This is a genomic window from Weissella sp. LMG 11983 (genome assembly GCF_025908495.1).
In the GTDB taxonomy this organism is placed as follows: Bacteria; Bacillota; Bacilli; order Lactobacillales; family Lactobacillaceae; genus Weissella; species Weissella fermenti.
This window is the reverse complement of the sequence record NZ_JAOZFD010000001.1, coordinates 438,084-453,679: the sequence shown is the minus strand read 5'-3', so window position 1 is coordinate 453,679 and position 15,596 is coordinate 438,084. Positions and strand designations below refer to the sequence as shown.

Below are 15,596 nucleotides of genomic sequence, written 5' to 3'. Positions count from 1 at the left end.
TATTATGGCACAGCAACATAATCGGTCCGTTCCATGGGCTAACATTATCACGGGCCTCGTAAGTCTAGTTTTAGTACTAACTGGATTAAACTGGTTCTCTCAAGCGCAAAAGCTGAGCAGTGACATTACGGATTCCAAACGCCAAGCCGCAAAACTCCTAAAACAAGCTGATGAAGCGAAATCCACTCCAGCGGATCAAAGCTTAGATACCAGTTCTTACGACTCAGCTACCAAGCATTATTTTGACGAAACTCAAAAATTCGCCCAAAAGAATCCGAGTGGCAATGCTCCAACTAATGATTTGAAGTACAGTACACCGCAAACCTATGACGTATTAGCATCAACGTTTATGGGGCCTGAAGGTGGCATGACATTTTCATATTCTGAGTTGAACTTGTCGTATAGTTCTCACAACGGCGCTATCGACGGATGGGGGCAAGTAACTATTCACCAATCTGCTGGTGATCAATCACAAGCACAAACATACGATGTTCACCTTACGCTGTCGAAAATGGATAAAAGTTATAGGGTAACCAGTATTATGCTAGGAAAGGTGGGTCAACAGAATGGTTAAGTCTAATAAGTCTAAAAATCATATTCTCCCGGCAATTATCCGAATGGTTGTTCTGATTATTGCGATAGGCGTTGCTGGTTTAGGTGCGGCAAACTTGGTCATTACCAAGTCAGCCGTTAATGATGTTCACGCTCAGCAAGCGCAGAATAAGAAAAAGCTTGTCAAGGCACTGATCCCAAAATCCAATGCTTAACAAGCTAAATAGCGCTACTACAACGGTTTTCTCAGCTATGACCACATATCATTCCCAAGCAGACTATAACGCCCGCAAAAGCCATGTTAAGGCGTATTTAACGGATGACGCTTATAAGAGTAACGATGGGTTTCAACTTGATCCTGACAAGCGGGTGGAACATTTGCAGTTAAACATGAGCTATGTGGACTCACAGTTCTTTCCAACAACGCCAATGGATCAACCTTCCGTAAGCGGTCAAGTATTTGTGCAATATTCAAGCTGGCACACCGATAAGCAACCACAAGATGGCTATGTTGTATATGATGCCACCTACGACACAGATCAAAATAAGTTCAGCGAAATTAAATACGTTGGTCAATATAACATTAGTCAAAATTCGGCGAATAACTAAGAAAAGTCCATCCGATTAGGGCGGACTTTTCATTTCCGTCATTTAGTTAAAATAAGCGTAATTCGTTCTAAACTAGTGGCGTTAATCCACGTTCTCTATTGAATTTATAAAATATTATTCGCATGAAATGAATGACTGAGAGGCAAATAAAATGATTGTAAATAAATTTCTCGAAAAAAATGCTATGCATATTATCCGTTTGGGAACTAGCACACAGCTTTTGATACTTGTTTTAGCTGCTGCAATTCCAAGCCTTAGAACATTTTTGCTAAACTTACTTTTTATTATTTCACTTATTTTCGCTGTTTTTGCGAATTTTATAATTCCTGTGCGCTCATCAATCACTATTCGCAAGTAACTCGTATGCAGCTTTTGCATCAGTTAAATTATCGTAATGATCCACAATGTGATATAGAATGTGCTTTTCATATTGCGGATGCGTAAATTGGTCGCGATTCATTTGCTCTGGATAAATTCGTTTCTCCACACGAGTGATTATATATTTATAAGAACCGGTGGAATAATTGTCCTTTGCCAACGTGATACAAGAATTGCCATCCTCAGTGTTTTTTTGGGCTAACTGGGTATATTCCCAGTATTGAGTTTGATTAAGTACATTAATGGTAGTCTCGTACCTAATCGAAATTAAAACTTTAAGTATTTGCCAACCAGTGTAAATCCATGTGATAAGGTAAAAAAATCCGTGTAGCGCTACGTTAAAACTGTAAAGAGAAATTCCAGACCCCGGGACAATAAAAAAATGTTGAGAATCATTCACTGATACATGAAGAAAAAATAGCATAATGAAAAGCCGCATGTAGTCATAAGTTATGAAATTTAACGCACGCTGGGCTACCAAGAAACTATTAAAGTGTTCCTCTGTGCCATCAGTATATTTGATGCCATTATGAAGGGCATGCTGATTAACACCCAGATAGTCCAGCATTGTAGTACTTTTCTCAAATCTCCAGTACGCCGCCCAGATAATTAATAAGCCAACAAATATGATAATCCACGCGTTTGAAATGCTCTCAATGATTAAGAGTAGGCTATGCAACACTGTTAGCCACGATTTTGGTATCAATTTTAGTAACAGGCCGAGTTTAAACACATTGAAATATATGCCGTTAGTGATTAAAAATATCCAAGCCCAGATTTCTATTCCAAAAAATCTTCTACGTTTAGTTATAGTATAAACTATTTTCTGAGAAACACTGTCAAACATAAATATGCTCCAATCCACACGAACGGTGAGTTGGAGCAAGCCAAATAATCTTGATTATGAGTGCCATTTTTGGTAGTATTGTCGCGTAATCAAGTGAGGTTATAGTCCAACTCTTACTGTCGAGACGCCAATCTATAACAGCGGTTCGAGTTGTTTTTGTTTTAGATAAGCACATTGTATCGCGTACTATTTACAAGTACAATGTTAGGCAAATCCACCTAGCGCAATTGCGTTGGGTGGATTTTTCAATTCCGCCATTTTGAACCATGACCAATTAGGCATCCTAAAATGAGTAAAACTAGTCGTTATTTTCATAGTTCAAAAGAGGAGGAACGAACATTGATTGAACAAAAAAACGCGTACGAAGTGGAAGCTGTTACTCTACGCTATTACACAACTGAATTGCCAGCCACGCCATTGAGTCCACGTATCAAGGACAGAATCTCCAACTTGATGTTCATGATTAAAAATCAGCCCAACCTGATTCTAATTGCACTGTTTTGGTTGGTAAAAAGTGCGATAGTTGCATTTCTATCCCTGATTAAATTTTTGTTGGCTTTCTTGACATACTGGATTAAGTGTACGATGTACATATTTATGCCAACTGTAATCATTGCCACTTATTTCAACAGGGATATTCAAAATCTTCAGAACACCTTCAGCAACATAGTGTCTTGCACCTTACTACTGGGTTTTGCTGCGACTATCTTCATCACGTTGTCTTTGGAGAGGGTTGGGTACATGACATTATTCGAAGAGTATTCGTTTAGTAAGTTCCCCATTATGACTTTTTGGGAACTAAAAGACAATCAATTCAAGGCACACAACATATATGCCAACCCAATGGGCTCAGGCAAACCTGGCTATACGTCAAAAACTGAATTTGTCTTAAACTCGGATCATGATTTATTAGTGGGCGATGATAAGCGACTTATTGATGCTTGGAGAAATAAGTTATTGAAGCTTAATCGTGACGCCAATTCAACTCCGTGGAAAGACTGGGAGAATGAGCATGCTGTCGCAATCCCAAGACAGGCTAAAACTATTTACTAAATGATTATTCGTTTTAAGCAAAAAATAGTCCGTTCCTGAAAGCAACGGACTATTTCCAAATTAAAAAGCGTGATATAAAGCTACAGATATTAAGTCTCGGACCACGCATAAAACCAAATTTTCATATTGACCTACCTTCTTTGGTTAACTGAAATTAGACTCGAAGTGGAGTAGCTGACAGGGACTTTTTGCCTCACAAAGATGGAATTCAATTAATGACGATAATTAGTGTGTGTAGAAATAACTTGGTCGGGAATTACAATAAAATCAGACCTTTTTTGAGTTCTTGGTACAAAAACAAGCATTGGATTATCAACGCTTTTTTGATAAAAATGCCCCGCAAGAAGAACGAGCAATTGTTCTCCGGTTTTAGCGGACTTACGGACCTTTTCAATATTTCTCATTCCCGAAAGCCTTTGTACACCAAAACGGACCTTAACGTTGCTGCCAAACCGGAATTCATACATATTAAAGCCGTTCCAAACGGTTTGATGCACAGTTGCCATACCTCTAAAGACACGGACTTGATCCACTGGAATTTTTTCTTGCAACTGCATATCAATTACGAAGTCGCCGAAGGTGGTATTTTTTAATTCAATACCTTGCACACCATTTCTAATATGATTGTTCTTGTCATAAGGTAACCACTCTACCGATTTGACAGGGTGGCTGTGCCAATCAATTTTTGCTTCAATATCGTCCTCGATGAATACAGACAAAGCATTTAACGTAAAAATTGAGTTCGCTCGTGAATGATATTCTTGAAGCGATACATTTTTGTTGCGTTCCTTTAAATTCTTTGATTTATCGGATTTATCATTTGACGTTGAATTATCCGATTTTGACTTAATATCCACAAAAGGCTGCTGTTTAAAACTTAAACTGTCATCCGTAGACGTGAGTACTCCATCTTCATGACGTACTTCCTTTTTGACTTTATTATATGCTTTGAGGTATTTGGCTAGATAAGCTTGGCATCCGAACTTGTGGTCGTTATCAGCTCCTGGAAAAGTTTTAAAATAAACTCTTTTGGGTGCGGCATTATACAGCCCAACTAGGAGCAATTTTACACCGCATTCAGGACAAATAAATTGATGTGTATCGTTGAATAACTGATTATTGTTTTGATGCATATTCCAAATTTTTGTAGCCACAGCAATATATGCTGGATTAGCTCCGGTATAAATAGCAAAGTCCATAAAAAATACGCTCCAATCCACACGAACTGTGAGTTGGAGCAAGCCAAGAAATCTTGATTGAGAGGTACAATGTTGGTAGCATTATTGCACAATCAAGTATGTTATAGCCCAACTCGTACTATCCAGACGCCAATCTAAGACAGGAGTTCGAGTTGTTTTTGTTATAGATAAACACATTGTACCGCCCAGTAATTGTGAGTGCAATATTGAGCAAGACCACCTAACGTAATAGCGTTGGGTGGTTTTTTCATTTCCGCCAATCCTCAAAATTTAAATAAAATTCTTTTTATGCTTGTTACATCAAATAATATGGATGAAAACAAATTATGCGTAAAAAGAAAGCCGAAAAACAAGAAGAAATCGCTGAATAAGAGTTGACCAAAAATATGGTCAATTTTCACAAAGAATATTCTAAAGATGAACAGAACCAAATCTTAGCTACTAACGCCCAAGGCATGACCCGAAAGGAAGTTGAGCGCATCTTTCTAGGCTCTTTTCCAGGTCGGCAACGGCATACCAATAAGCGCGATGTGAACGCCATGGCTCTGAGCCTACTTTGGCTACAAGGTTGGGATTTTCAAAACTTGCTAGGTATGCTCGAACGGCTAAACCTTTCAGATGTGACAATTGATTTAACCACGGCTCTGATGTCAATACTCCGGACCTCTTTTTCGAGCCCGTTAGAGATCGTACCCCGAAAATTTTTCACAATGGCCTGATTTCGTACAGATTTTGGGTCATTTTTTAATGGGGCCAAGTGTTTTCTCCCTGTGTCTGCCGGAGACTCTGTAATTACGGTGGTCTAGTTTGGATTTTGTTGAATTTCACAAGTCTGAGGGTATAGCAAATAAGCACTGATCAGAGTGATTTTTGGACTTCACAAAGTCAGTGCTTGTAAAAGCAGGTGTATAGGCAACTTTGTATAATCGTGTTTATGTCATCTAGAAATTGGTCTAGGCGGTATCACGGAGTGATATACGATTGTTGTTATACCAGTTGACGTACCATCCAACAGCGGCTTGCACATCAGCGATACTCTCGAAATCCTGTTGGTAGATCAGCTCCCGCTTGAGTAACGAGTGAAAACTTTCGATGCGGGCATTATCGTAAGGGTGCCCTTTACGGGAGTAAGAGTGCCTAATACCTATGGACTCCAGTGTATTTTCAAACAATTCGCTGGTATACTGGCTTCCCATATCGCTATGCACATACAGTGGTTTTTCACCTCGTCTTAGCGCCTTAACGATTACTGAGGTTGCTAGTTGAGCTGTCATTGTATCTGCGATTCGATACGACAGCACCTTACGGTCTTCCGGATCATATGCACTAGCCATGTAAACCCATGTCTTATCGGTCAACTGGATATACGTAATGTCAGTTGTAATTACGCCACTTAGGTCATCCAGATTGATAATCAGATTCGGCATCTGATCTTTGTCATTGACTGTTGTAGGCTTGTTATATCGCTTTTGCATACGCGATTTCAAGCCAGCTTCACTCGTCAATTGCCATACAAAGCGGTCGCTGATTGCTAGTTTGAATAAGTCGCGCATGGTTTTAGCAATTCGTCGATAACCATAAATGCCTTTATTGGCTGTGTAAATTGATTCGACGGCAATTCTCAATTTGTTGTGTTGTATTTCTTGTGCGCTCGGCTCCCAATGGAGCCCGTCAGAGTAAGTGGACATTGGAATTTTCAAAGCACTCAGAACGCGTGTGATGCGGTGTCCCTGTACCAAATTTTTGTGGATAATTGGCAAAACAACACTTCTACCGCGCAAAACTAATGTTTTGTCAGCAACACCGCCGCACGTTTTAAAATTTCGAGCTCTTCTTTCAAAATTGCGTTTTCCTTACGCAACTTCTTCAATTCATCAGCTGATATTGATTCGCCATTCACTTCTACAGGCGCATATTTTTTGACCCAATTCCGAATTGAATCGGCTGAAGGACCGTATTCCTTGGATAATTCATCGGGCCGACGGCCCGCTTTAACCATCTCCACGATGGACTTTTTAAAGTCCTCTTCATAACGTGTAACCATAAATAAAAATGCTCCTATGATGATATTTTACCAAACTAGAAAAACTAGTCCGGAATCTCATCATCATAAGAGCAAATAAAGATTTAAACACCACAATTTGGCTGCAAACAGTGGTGTTTTTTCATTTCCGCCATTTTTTATTTTGCCCCTTTCTCATCGCTAATATTAAAGGTGTCCTTAGGACAAATACGTATTTTCCAGGAGGTATTGCGATGAAAGCTATGCAAACAGCAATCGCAAATAATTGGCAGAAGCTATCAGCTTCAATTGGAGTTTCAACAACCGCGTTACTCGCACCAGTCGTGGCATCTGCGTCAGACTTGACCGATGTAACTAAAAACGCCGGTGGCTCAATGATGAATTACATCACTATTGGTGTCATCGTGGCCGGTGTCCTCGGTGCTGCAATTGGTATTTTGATGCACGCATCAGGAATCCAACTATTATCTCAAATGGGTACAAAACGAATTCTTGTTGGAATTGGTGCAATTGTTGGAATGCTTATGCTGGGGGCTTTCATTGGCTGGATTATCGGTGTGATGAACGGCGCCGGTGGAAGTATGACATGGCAGTGGCCATTTTAATTTAAAGAACAGAGGGCTAGATAATGTGGGGTAAGAAGAAAAAGACTTTTCTTAATCGTAATCCTTCAACTACTGTGGGGGACAATTATTTTGGAAGGTTTGCAAACGATGTCTTTGATCCGGATGCTGACGAGATTGTATCCGATATCGTGAACAAATTGGATGGCTTGATTGATTCATTTCCAGATATTTCCCTAACCAATTTGAATCAGTTAACAGAATCCATTAAGAACGATATCGTGAATCAAACTGGTAAACCTTTTCCCTTAGGAACAATTGAGTTCCTGAAGATTGATTCGGAGTCAGGCAAAGTAGTTGAGACTGGTCTTGAGTGGACAGATGCCATTATTTCGGTTGGTTCTGAAAACTTCGTAGTGGAAACACTGAAGTCAATCTTTAACAGCCAGTCAACCAGGATGAATGACGAAATTACATTTTCAGAATTAGCTAACGGTACCAATGAATTTATCGAAGCCGCAAAGAAATATGCACAAATGGCAGATGATGACTTGCCAAACGTGCCAACAGAAACCGACTACGATACAGCCGTCCGACAAAACGTGCCATTGAAGCTAGTCAGTCAAAAATTCATCCAAAAGGAACCTAAGTCTGATACCAATAAGCGTACCAGTGCAGAAATCTCAGAAACAGGGGCACGCACCTTCATCAAGTAGCGCCCCAAGTTCTGAATCTGTAGCAAGTCCATCATTGGCCAATTCACTAAGCAAGGCAGCATCATTTAATTCTGCACAAGCAAGTACGGTGGCCAGTGCAGGTAGCGAAGATACAAATCATGCTGAATTAAAGAAACCAAAATCTGGGTTCGTTCCAAAGCAAGTCAGTCATGAACGTTCTTTGAGCGCTTACCAACTACTTAATGGTATTCAAATCAACGTTCCGCAATTCAAACTTAATGAAAACGTCGGGACAGTTGGAAGTCCTGAGCAAGACAACTACGTAGCTGCCGCTCTAAACGCAGAGATGAATCAGGCCAATACCTTCTTGAAAGAAACTGGTAAGGCATTCACGGACGCAATTAAGGCTTCAGCTAGCCAGACATTGCAACGAGCTGAGACTCAACGATCGAATAAGATTAATGATTTAAAGTCCGTGGATGGAAGCGAATTAATTGCTCAAAAGCTAAATCGTGATTTAACTAAGAAGTATGATCAAAAGCTAATTGACGCCAGTAACCAAGCAGAAAGTAGTAAAGTTGCAGCTATTGAAGCTGAAAACAGGCGTCACGATGAAGAGTTAGCTCGAATTGAATCAAATTATCAAAACAGCTTATCTAATTTAGCGCTAACTAACAAAAACGAAAAAGAAGCTGAATTTAATAACCTGCTCCCAGTCCGACAGTCCGAGTGGCGTGATAACCAGGACAAAGAAATTGCTGAGTTCGTGGAGAATTTCGACATCCAGGTTTCAGCTAAGATTCGCCAATTTATCAACGAAAAATATGCTCAAGCTTCTAACGAAATGAAGGCAGCTTTCGAAGACCTAACTAAGCAACTAACGGACAAGCGAAGTGCATTGGTTAAGGAACATCAGGAAGCCCTGAACGCGAAGCAGAAAGCAGATGAGGCGTATACCAACCGTGAGGAAGTTCAGGACATAGAACAAAAGAATGAATCTCTTCGAAATTCACAACGCCAAATGATTGCAAACCATACTAAGGAACTGTCAAAAAAGGATGAGGAAATTGCAAAATTGAAAGATCAATTGGACGTAGCAAACGAATCTAAAGCGACTGCTGATGACACAGTCAAGCACCTTCAAGATGCTGCTAAAGCATCAAGTGAAGTGTTGGCATCTATTCCTGAAGCATTACTTAACAAAGACTCACAGCAGTCAAACTTAGATGATCTTCAAAAATTATTAGCACTAGTGGAGCAACGAAACCAACCGAAAAAGTCAAACGGATGGCGCAACGCATTTGTTGGTTTAGTCGCAACAGTAGCGTTAGGGAGTGCAGGGGCAGGTGGTTGGTATTACACCCAACAACTTGAATCTGATCATCAAGAGGATTTGAAGAAATTAAACGATTCAAATAAGCAAGCTCGTGCAGTGTTGGAAAAGAAGATTGTTGCTTTGGAGAAGAAAGAACAAAGCGCATCTTCCAACATGAATCAAGGAACTAGCCAGCAAGCTACTGACTCTCAGACACAACAGTCAGCGGCAACTACTGCGTCCCAGGTGACGCAAACAACCACTACAGGTGCAGTTCCTGTAAATGGACAAAATCAATCTGGAAACGTTGATAACCAACAAACAAAATAAAGCATTATTAATTGAAAGTAGGAGAAGATATGAGTAACAAAACTGATGCAACTAGCACCAAGATTTCACGCTCACAAGCGAAGCGTCTAGCGCGTAACGCCCGTTACGCACAAAGTCGCACGTATAAAGCATACAAGAGTAATGGCCGATGGGTTACGGCTGCTGCAGGAGCTGTGGTAGCTGCAGTCGGAGTTATGTCCATCGGTACATTGCATGTTAGTGCGGATTCGGTAGTAACCACAACAAGCGCAGATGCGACACAAACGGCAGGTGAAGCCTCAACGTCTTCTGGCACTGAAGGCTCATCAACGTCAGATGGCATTTCGGTTGAAGTACCGCACGATGAACTTGATTCTCAAGTTGCAGCCGCTTCCTCTGCCGGCGTTGTTGTAACTGAAAAGCCTGCTGTATCTTCAAGTGCAACAGGAATTTCAGAGGCAAACCAAGCTGAATCTGAAATTGCTTCAAGTTATGCGGATCAAACCAGTTCATTGTCTGCTGTGACATCATCACAGATTGCAAACAACAACGCATATAGTTCAGCAGTATCAGCAAGTAATGCGGCATCCAGTGCCGGTTCATCAGCTATTGATAACGCAAATCAAGCTCTGTCTGATGCTGCCAACAAGGCATCTGAAGCGGGCCTTACAGTGGATATCAATCAGGAAACAGTAAGCCCATCTTATGCGGCACCTGGAAATTCAGACGCTGCCGATATCACCAAGACAAATTCTGAAAATGTTGATATCTATCAAAGCGCTGTTAGCTCTGCCCCTAACCAAACGGCGAATGATGCCAGTGCAATTAACAGCGCCGTTGATTCCTACGTAGCAGCCTCAAACAGTGTAGCCGCTGAGAATGCTGCTATTGATGCTGAAAATGCCAAGCAAGTACAAGAGGCGCAAAATAATGGCGGTAAGACAATTGATACCGGTCACAATGGTATCTCGGTTGTCATTAACCAACAAACGGGCGACATTACTTTCATTGGTATCAAGACGGACGAAGATTTAGCGTGGGTGAAGTCCCGTGTCATCGTAGCGATTGACGCTCAAAAGGGCGCTCAAACTATGGATGGCAATTGGATTCCGATTAATCACATTGCTGGGGGTGCCTATCTAGGTGCACTAGTCGGTGGTACTCCAGACGATTCAGTCTATACTGCTGGAAGCGGTCACGCACACGACAATGTTAGTGATGATACATTCACGTTTGGAGACGGTGGTTTCTATATTGTACCGGTAACTGTCGGTGATATGGATACGCCGACCGGCCCAAATGCGGGGCCGATTGAACAGCACGTGACGATTACAACGGCTAATGGATCAGTTGATTACGGTCCTGTTTCAGGGCCTGGCGGTATTGATGGTAATACTGAGTCAAAAAACGACGTTGTGCACTGGTTTGATTGGACCAATCAAGTTCAAATCCACGCTTACGTCAACAAAGATAACGTGGACATTGGTACCAATGTAACGATTTTTGGTAATGCGACAACGTCGCCAAACGTTACACCAATGACACCACACGCTAAGGCTCCAGATAAGCCGCATCTAGCTGGTACAACATACATTGTTGAATCAACTACAAAGCCTATCAAGGCCGAGGATTTGCAGGCTGACTACCAACTTGTTGACTTGACGGTTAAACCGCAAAACAACAAGGATGATGATGTTAACGGGGACAATATTTCTGATTCCGGTAAGCTAATTCCAAAGGGATCAACAATTCATTATGCATTAGGTAATGATGCGTTGCCTGCACACCGTACCGATAATGTCACGTCATATGTTATTACTGATCCCTTGCCGGATTCAGTACACACAACGCAAGCCCAAGCTCAAGAAGCACTCAACAAGGCTGGATTGTCAGGTTTGTATACAGTTAAGGTGTCCGGCGGAACCAAGGACGGCGGTCAAACCGTTGTCTACACTGCAACGCAAAAGCTCTTGGATCTTATGAACGCAGATATGTCTACCGCATATCAACCAGCGACTGTTATTCTCGATGCAACTTCAACCAAGGATAATGCTCAGTTTATTAACACGTTCACTACGTCAATTAATGACTATCAGGTCACGTCTAATGAGGTGCCGAATTCAACACCTGATCCTAAGCCCCACAAGGAAGATTTGAACCTTGCAGGAGTCAATATCGACGGTAAGACTGTTCTCCCGGGTTCCACAAACGTCTACGGGCTATTGTGGGATTTGTCAGTATATGAGGGGATTACATCGAGTGACGATCAAATCGCTAAGGGATTCATGTACCTTGATGATTTCCCTGAGGAAGCCCTTAACGTTGATCCAAGCACATGGACGTTTACTGATTCAAACGGTAACGCCGTTAAGGGTCTGACCGCTACGGTTTACCAATCAGTCGCAGAAGCTCCGGCCAACGTTCAAGCCATGTTAAAGGCTAACAACATCATTCCTAAGGGGGCATTTGCGGTTATCTTGCCGGATGACGCAACATCATTTTACAAGGATTACGTTGAGGCAGGTTTGGACATTAACATTTACGCGCCGATGACGGTTAAGGATACTTTCCAAGGTGAGTATAAGAACACCGCCTACCAATTTGATTTCGGTAACGGCTATCAAACGGAGACTGTTACTAACAATGTGCCACCAATGAGCGCATCAAAAGACGTAGATGATCTTGATGGACATTCCATTGATGGTCAATCTGTAAATGTCGGGGACTACTTTAACTACGTCTTACATTCGCCTGAGATTCCTGCGACACAGGATGGATTAGGTGAGCCACTGTATCAGGCAGGGGGCTTTGATGCTCTTGATACAGAATTCGATGAGTACGCTGGTCAATATACGTTTGTTAACACCGTTCCAATCGAACTTACGACTGAACCTTCAGATTCTAGTCAAACAGCTCTGTGGAACGAACTGCATGGCAAGACGGTCAATGGCATCATTCCAGCAGGAACTGATTTATCAAAGTACGTTACTGTTACTTACGGTAACAAGGTTCTAGAAAAGAACGAAACGTTTGTTCACGACGTGACAGACGCTTCTGGTAAGGTATGGAAGGCTGGTGAGACTGTGCCAGCAGGAACCATTATCACGAACGTATTCTCTTGGGAATTCTCACAGGCTTTCTTGGATCAGCTCGTAACCACTTCTGGATTAAAGTACGATGTTAAGATTCAAGTGAAGCGCTTGAAGCCAACTGATGGCGATCTTGAACAAGGGGATCTTTACCTACAATGATGTCGAGTATGAAACGAATATCGTTCACACGAACACACCATTCACTCCGGAAACACCGGATACACCAGAAACGCCAAGAACGCCAGACACACCAGATAACCCTGGTACTCCAACAACTCCAATAACTCCTGTGAAGACGACTGCACCGGTCGCTCCACAAGCCACGATTCAACCGGCTACGCCTGTTTCTACAGCTGCAATGTTGCCTGAAACGGCCGCCAATGGAAAGACTCAATGGTCATTGGGATTGCTCGAACTGGGCATGCTGATTGCTGGAATCGGTAGTGTGGCATTGAAGCGTCGCAAGGACCAAGGCGCGGCCTAACAAGCTAATACTTGAATTTGCTAATATTTAAAAAAGAAGGCCGATACGAAAATTTCGTACCGGCTTTTTTACTCGTATGCTACATGTTATGCTGACGGATTCAATAAAGCATCATAACTCACCAAGAAATCAACTAGTAAGGCGAAATTATTGGATTTGGTGCATAATGTAAACTGAAGCATTGAGACCGAAACCTAACTTTGAACTTCGAGTTCGATACTAAAACTGGTCGTTTCATTCCTAAACAAGTTCGTTTGAAGTATGTTGAACTTAGAGTTCGTGCGTAGGAAATTGTATGTAATGGTATGGAACTGCTTCAACTTTAAAAATGCAGGTATTTGGTGAGGTTAAACATGAGAGTGGCACTTGGAATAGATGTTAGCAAGGCGAAATCTAATTTTGCAGTCGTGACTGAGACTGGAGAATTATTGGAGGAAGGTCAGTTTTCCAATTCACACGATGGGTTTGAAAAGTTGAACGATTTAATCATTCATCATCAAAGTTGTGAAATTATTTTCGAGGCAACTGGAGTTTATTCACGGCGAATGTGCTTCTATTTTGATAGGCAGAATATCAAGTACGTAATGATTAATCCGCTTAAAGCTAAGCGTTTAATGGATGAACTTCGTCCAACCAAGAACGACAGAATTGATGCTAAAAAATTAGCCATTCTACAACTTAAAAAACCTCAACCGTATGCCGTGAGGGTTGAGCGAACATATTCCGAATTGCAACATATGCAACGGTATTATCAGCAGATTGTAGCAGACCAAATCAAAATGGAAAATCGATTGGAAAGCGATATACAGGAGACATTTCCAGAAGTTGAAAATTTGTATACAGATAGCAAAGGGCTTAATTACTGGTTGTTAGTGAATTGTTTTCCTCATGCTGAGGTATTGAAAAAATTGACTCTCAAAGAGGCAATCCAAAGGTTTGAGAATGAGACAGGTTTGGTGGCCAACAAAACAAGGATCAGAAAAATTAAGCAAATGATGGAGTTGGCTAATCAAAGCGTCATTAGTGTAGATGATAATAGTTTTGTATGTGAAAAGGTTGTTTACGAGTCAGACGAGTTAATGAGACTGGAGCGCTTGAAAAGGGAGATTATCGAACAGATGGTCAACTTGGCAGCTGAACTTAGAGAATTTGAAATCTTAAAATCTATCCCTGGATTCGGAGAGACTACAGTTGTGCAATTAATTGGCGAGCTGGGGGATCTACGGCGTTTCAGTACGCCGGCAAAAGTAAATGCATTCGTTGGTATTGATCTTCAGTTCAGTGATTCTGGTAAGAAAAAAACGGCAGGTGTTATTACTAAGCGTGGAAACAGTTATGCCAGATCTATTTTGTATCGCGCGTTGTTAAATGTAATTGCAGTCGATCAGAAGAACGGAAAGCAGACATCAGTGTCAAGATGGTACCAACGAAGGAAACAGTTATTAATTCCAGCGAAGAAAGCTCCCAAGGCTCTAGCAATAGGGGGAATGGATAGACTGGTTCGAATGATACATCATATGGTATTGAATAATGAAATATTTGAGTTAAAGTAATAAGCTTTTTTAACGAATATACTTGACAAAATCAGGGGTCCATCGTTCAAAAATGTATTCGATTGACCTCGTTTTGGTGTGTCTTCAAGGCGTTGATTTATGTGGTTTCTTAGTATGTTGTGACACAAAATGCATAAAAATAATTCGAGTTGGGGATTGACTTACCGCAGGAAAGTTAGTGCCTTGTTATAATAACCTCACAGAAACAAAAGAGGATATTTATTATGATGAATTCACAAAACAAGACGCGTCGTTTGGTACTTACGGCTTTGTTTATTGCAATTATTTTGGTTCAATCAATTGTTCCTTGGTTGGGCTTGCTGTCAATTACCCCAGCAGCTGGTGTGGGGGTTCAAGTTCAAATTATTAGTGTGACAGTGGCAATCGGGGCCATGGTTCTCGGACCACGTGTTGGTGCGCTACTTGGATTCGTTTGGGGTGCTTACTCACTTTGGATGGCATGGTCAAACGTGCCCAGCATCGGAGGGATGATCTTCCGTAACCCAATCACGGCATTGTTACCTCGTATTTTGGTTGGCCTGATTGTTGGATTGATTTACTGGTACGTTGTTCGCAATCGTTCACTTGCACAACAAACGGGGTGGATCGTCTTCTTGGGTGGACTATCAGCTTTCTTGAACACATTCTTCGTTTTGCTTTCAACATGGATTGGCTTCTCAGTGATGCACACGACGTTCACTGGAATTCCAACCTCAGGATTGGCTAACTGGTTGATCTTTGGTGTTGCTGGCGTGAACGGGTTGGTTGAAATCGTTGTATCAGCCATCTTGGTACCGTTGATTGGTATGCCAGTATTGACGGTATTGAAGCGCTTAAATTAAATAGTAGACCGAAAAACTGGAACTGACTCTACGTCGGTTCCAGTTTTTTTGTTGATACTATGAACAAAGTATTAAGTCCCAATATATCAGTAGCATAAAT

Annotated in this window: 15 protein-coding genes; 11 read left to right on the top strand and 4 right to left on the bottom strand. The window is 41.4% G+C overall.

The window, feature by feature from the left end; translation table 11 throughout:
* The first annotated feature begins 4 nt into the window (after nucleotides 1-4).
* Genes OIT45_RS02350 through OIT45_RS02340 form a run of 3 tightly spaced genes read left to right on the top strand, consistent with a single transcriptional unit; the run spans nucleotide 5 to nucleotide 1,161 of the window.
* Entirely contained in the window at nucleotides 5-574 is a 570-nt protein-coding gene (locus OIT45_RS02350; protein WP_199404602.1) for a hypothetical protein, read from the top strand.
* Complete coding sequence (locus OIT45_RS02345) at nucleotides 567-767, top strand: hypothetical protein (protein ID WP_264339822.1); 201 nt, start codon at nucleotides 567-569, stop codon at nucleotides 765-767. Before OIT45_RS02350 ends, OIT45_RS02345 begins: the two co-directional genes overlap by 8 nt.
* 37 nt (nucleotides 768-804) lie before the next feature.
* Complete coding sequence (locus OIT45_RS02340; protein ID WP_264339821.1) at nucleotides 805-1,161, top strand: hypothetical protein; 357 nt, start codon at nucleotides 805-807, stop codon at nucleotides 1,159-1,161.
* 337 nt (nucleotides 1,162-1,498) lie between these two features.
* Here OIT45_RS02340 and OIT45_RS02335 read toward each other — a convergent pair whose 3' ends face one another.
* Nucleotides 1,499-2,386, bottom strand: coding sequence for a hypothetical protein (locus OIT45_RS02335; RefSeq protein ID WP_199404605.1), 888 nt, complete (start codon nucleotides 2,384-2,386; stop codon nucleotides 1,499-1,501).
* A gap of 339 nt (nucleotides 2,387-2,725) precedes the next feature.
* Between OIT45_RS02335 and OIT45_RS02330 the strand changes: the two genes are divergently transcribed.
* A complete protein-coding gene (locus tag OIT45_RS02330) occupies nucleotides 2,726-3,439 on the top strand; it encodes a hypothetical protein (protein WP_199404606.1) in 714 nt (237 codons plus the stop codon).
* Between the two features lie 212 nt (nucleotides 3,440-3,651).
* Here OIT45_RS02330 and OIT45_RS02325 read toward each other — a convergent pair whose 3' ends face one another.
* The 3 genes from OIT45_RS02325 to OIT45_RS02315 form a co-directional block, all read right to left on the bottom strand.
* Nucleotides 3,652-4,638 carry a hypothetical protein gene (locus OIT45_RS02325; RefSeq protein ID WP_199404607.1) on the bottom strand — a complete coding sequence of 329 codons (987 nt, stop codon included), beginning with the start codon at nucleotides 4,636-4,638 and terminating at the stop codon, nucleotides 3,652-3,654.
* A 953-nt stretch (nucleotides 4,639-5,591) separates the two neighbouring features.
* Complete coding sequence (locus OIT45_RS02320) at nucleotides 5,592-6,419, bottom strand: IS3 family transposase (RefSeq protein WP_264329882.1); 828 nt, start codon at nucleotides 6,417-6,419, stop codon at nucleotides 5,592-5,594.
* 2 nt (nucleotides 6,420-6,421) lie between these two features.
* Nucleotides 6,422-6,682, bottom strand: a complete 261-nt coding sequence (locus OIT45_RS02315; RefSeq protein WP_264329881.1) for a transposase — start codon at nucleotides 6,680-6,682, stop codon at nucleotides 6,422-6,424.
* 212 nt (nucleotides 6,683-6,894) lie between these two features.
* Here OIT45_RS02315 and OIT45_RS02310 point away from each other — a divergent pair, with 212 nt between their 5' ends.
* The 7 genes from OIT45_RS02310 to OIT45_RS02280 all read left to right on the top strand — a co-directional run bounded on the left by OIT45_RS02310 (nucleotide 6,895) and on the right by OIT45_RS02280 (nucleotide 15,496).
* Nucleotides 6,895-7,266 (top strand): hypothetical protein, encoded by a 372-nt coding sequence (locus tag OIT45_RS02310; RefSeq protein ID WP_199404515.1) that lies wholly within the window; start codon nucleotides 6,895-6,897, stop codon nucleotides 7,264-7,266.
* Between the two features lie 23 nt (nucleotides 7,267-7,289).
* A complete protein-coding gene (locus OIT45_RS02305; protein ID WP_264339819.1) occupies nucleotides 7,290-7,940 on the top strand; it encodes a hypothetical protein in 651 nt (216 codons plus the stop codon).
* 34 nt (nucleotides 7,941-7,974) lie between these two features.
* Nucleotides 7,975-9,546, top strand: a complete 1,572-nt coding sequence (locus OIT45_RS02300) for a hypothetical protein (protein ID WP_264339818.1) — start codon at nucleotides 7,975-7,977, stop codon at nucleotides 9,544-9,546.
* A gap of 29 nt (nucleotides 9,547-9,575) precedes the next feature.
* Nucleotides 9,576-12,776 carry an SspB-related isopeptide-forming adhesin gene (locus tag OIT45_RS02295; RefSeq protein ID WP_264339817.1) on the top strand — a complete coding sequence of 1,067 codons (3,201 nt, stop codon included), beginning with the start codon at nucleotides 9,576-9,578 and terminating at the stop codon, nucleotides 12,774-12,776.
* The gene (locus tag OIT45_RS02290; RefSeq protein WP_264339815.1) at nucleotides 12,739-13,101 is read left to right on the top strand and encodes a hypothetical protein; all 363 of its coding nucleotides are present in this window, start codon (nucleotides 12,739-12,741) and stop codon (nucleotides 13,099-13,101) included. Before OIT45_RS02295 ends, OIT45_RS02290 begins: the two co-directional genes overlap by 38 nt.
* A 353-nt stretch (nucleotides 13,102-13,454) precedes the next feature.
* The gene (locus tag OIT45_RS02285) at nucleotides 13,455-14,654 is read left to right on the top strand and encodes an IS110 family transposase (RefSeq protein WP_199404512.1); all 1,200 of its coding nucleotides are present in this window, start codon (nucleotides 13,455-13,457) and stop codon (nucleotides 14,652-14,654) included.
* 224 nt (nucleotides 14,655-14,878) lie between these two features.
* On the top strand, nucleotides 14,879-15,496 hold the full coding sequence (locus tag OIT45_RS02280) for an ECF transporter S component (RefSeq protein WP_135797382.1): 618 nt from the start codon (nucleotides 14,879-14,881) through the stop codon (nucleotides 15,494-15,496).
* Nucleotides 15,497-15,596 lie beyond the last annotated feature (100 nt).

Excerpts from the sequence above, each read along its gene's own strand:
- OIT45_RS02305 (WP_264339819.1), top strand. The coding sequence starts at position 7,290 with ATGTGGGGTAAGAAGAAAAAGACTTTTCTTAATCGTAATCCTTCAACT.
- OIT45_RS02285 (WP_199404512.1), top strand. The coding sequence starts at position 13,455 with ATGAGAGTGGCACTTGGAATAGATGTTAGCAAGGCGAAATCTAATTTT.
- OIT45_RS02335 (WP_199404605.1), bottom strand. The coding sequence starts at position 2,386 with ATGTTTGACAGTGTTTCTCAGAAAATAGTTTATACTATAACTAAACGT.
- OIT45_RS02325 (WP_199404607.1), bottom strand. The coding sequence starts at position 4,638 with ATGGACTTTGCTATTTATACCGGAGCTAATCCAGCATATATTGCTGTG.
- OIT45_RS02315 (WP_264329881.1), bottom strand. The coding sequence starts at position 6,682 with ATGGTTACACGTTATGAAGAGGACTTTAAAAAGTCCATCGTGGAGATG.
- OIT45_RS02295 (WP_264339817.1), top strand. The coding sequence starts at position 9,576 with ATGAGTAACAAAACTGATGCAACTAGCACCAAGATTTCACGCTCACAA.
- OIT45_RS02350 (WP_199404602.1), top strand. The coding sequence starts at position 5 with ATGGCACAGCAACATAATCGGTCCGTTCCATGGGCTAACATTATCACG.
- OIT45_RS02290 (WP_264339815.1), top strand. The coding sequence starts at position 12,739 with ATGGCGATCTTGAACAAGGGGATCTTTACCTACAATGATGTCGAGTAT.
- OIT45_RS02310 (WP_199404515.1), top strand. The coding sequence starts at position 6,895 with ATGAAAGCTATGCAAACAGCAATCGCAAATAATTGGCAGAAGCTATCA.
- OIT45_RS02340 (WP_264339821.1), top strand. The coding sequence starts at position 805 with ATGACCACATATCATTCCCAAGCAGACTATAACGCCCGCAAAAGCCAT.
- OIT45_RS02345 (WP_264339822.1), top strand. The coding sequence starts at position 567 with ATGGTTAAGTCTAATAAGTCTAAAAATCATATTCTCCCGGCAATTATC.
- OIT45_RS02280 (WP_135797382.1), top strand. The coding sequence starts at position 14,879 with ATGATGAATTCACAAAACAAGACGCGTCGTTTGGTACTTACGGCTTTG.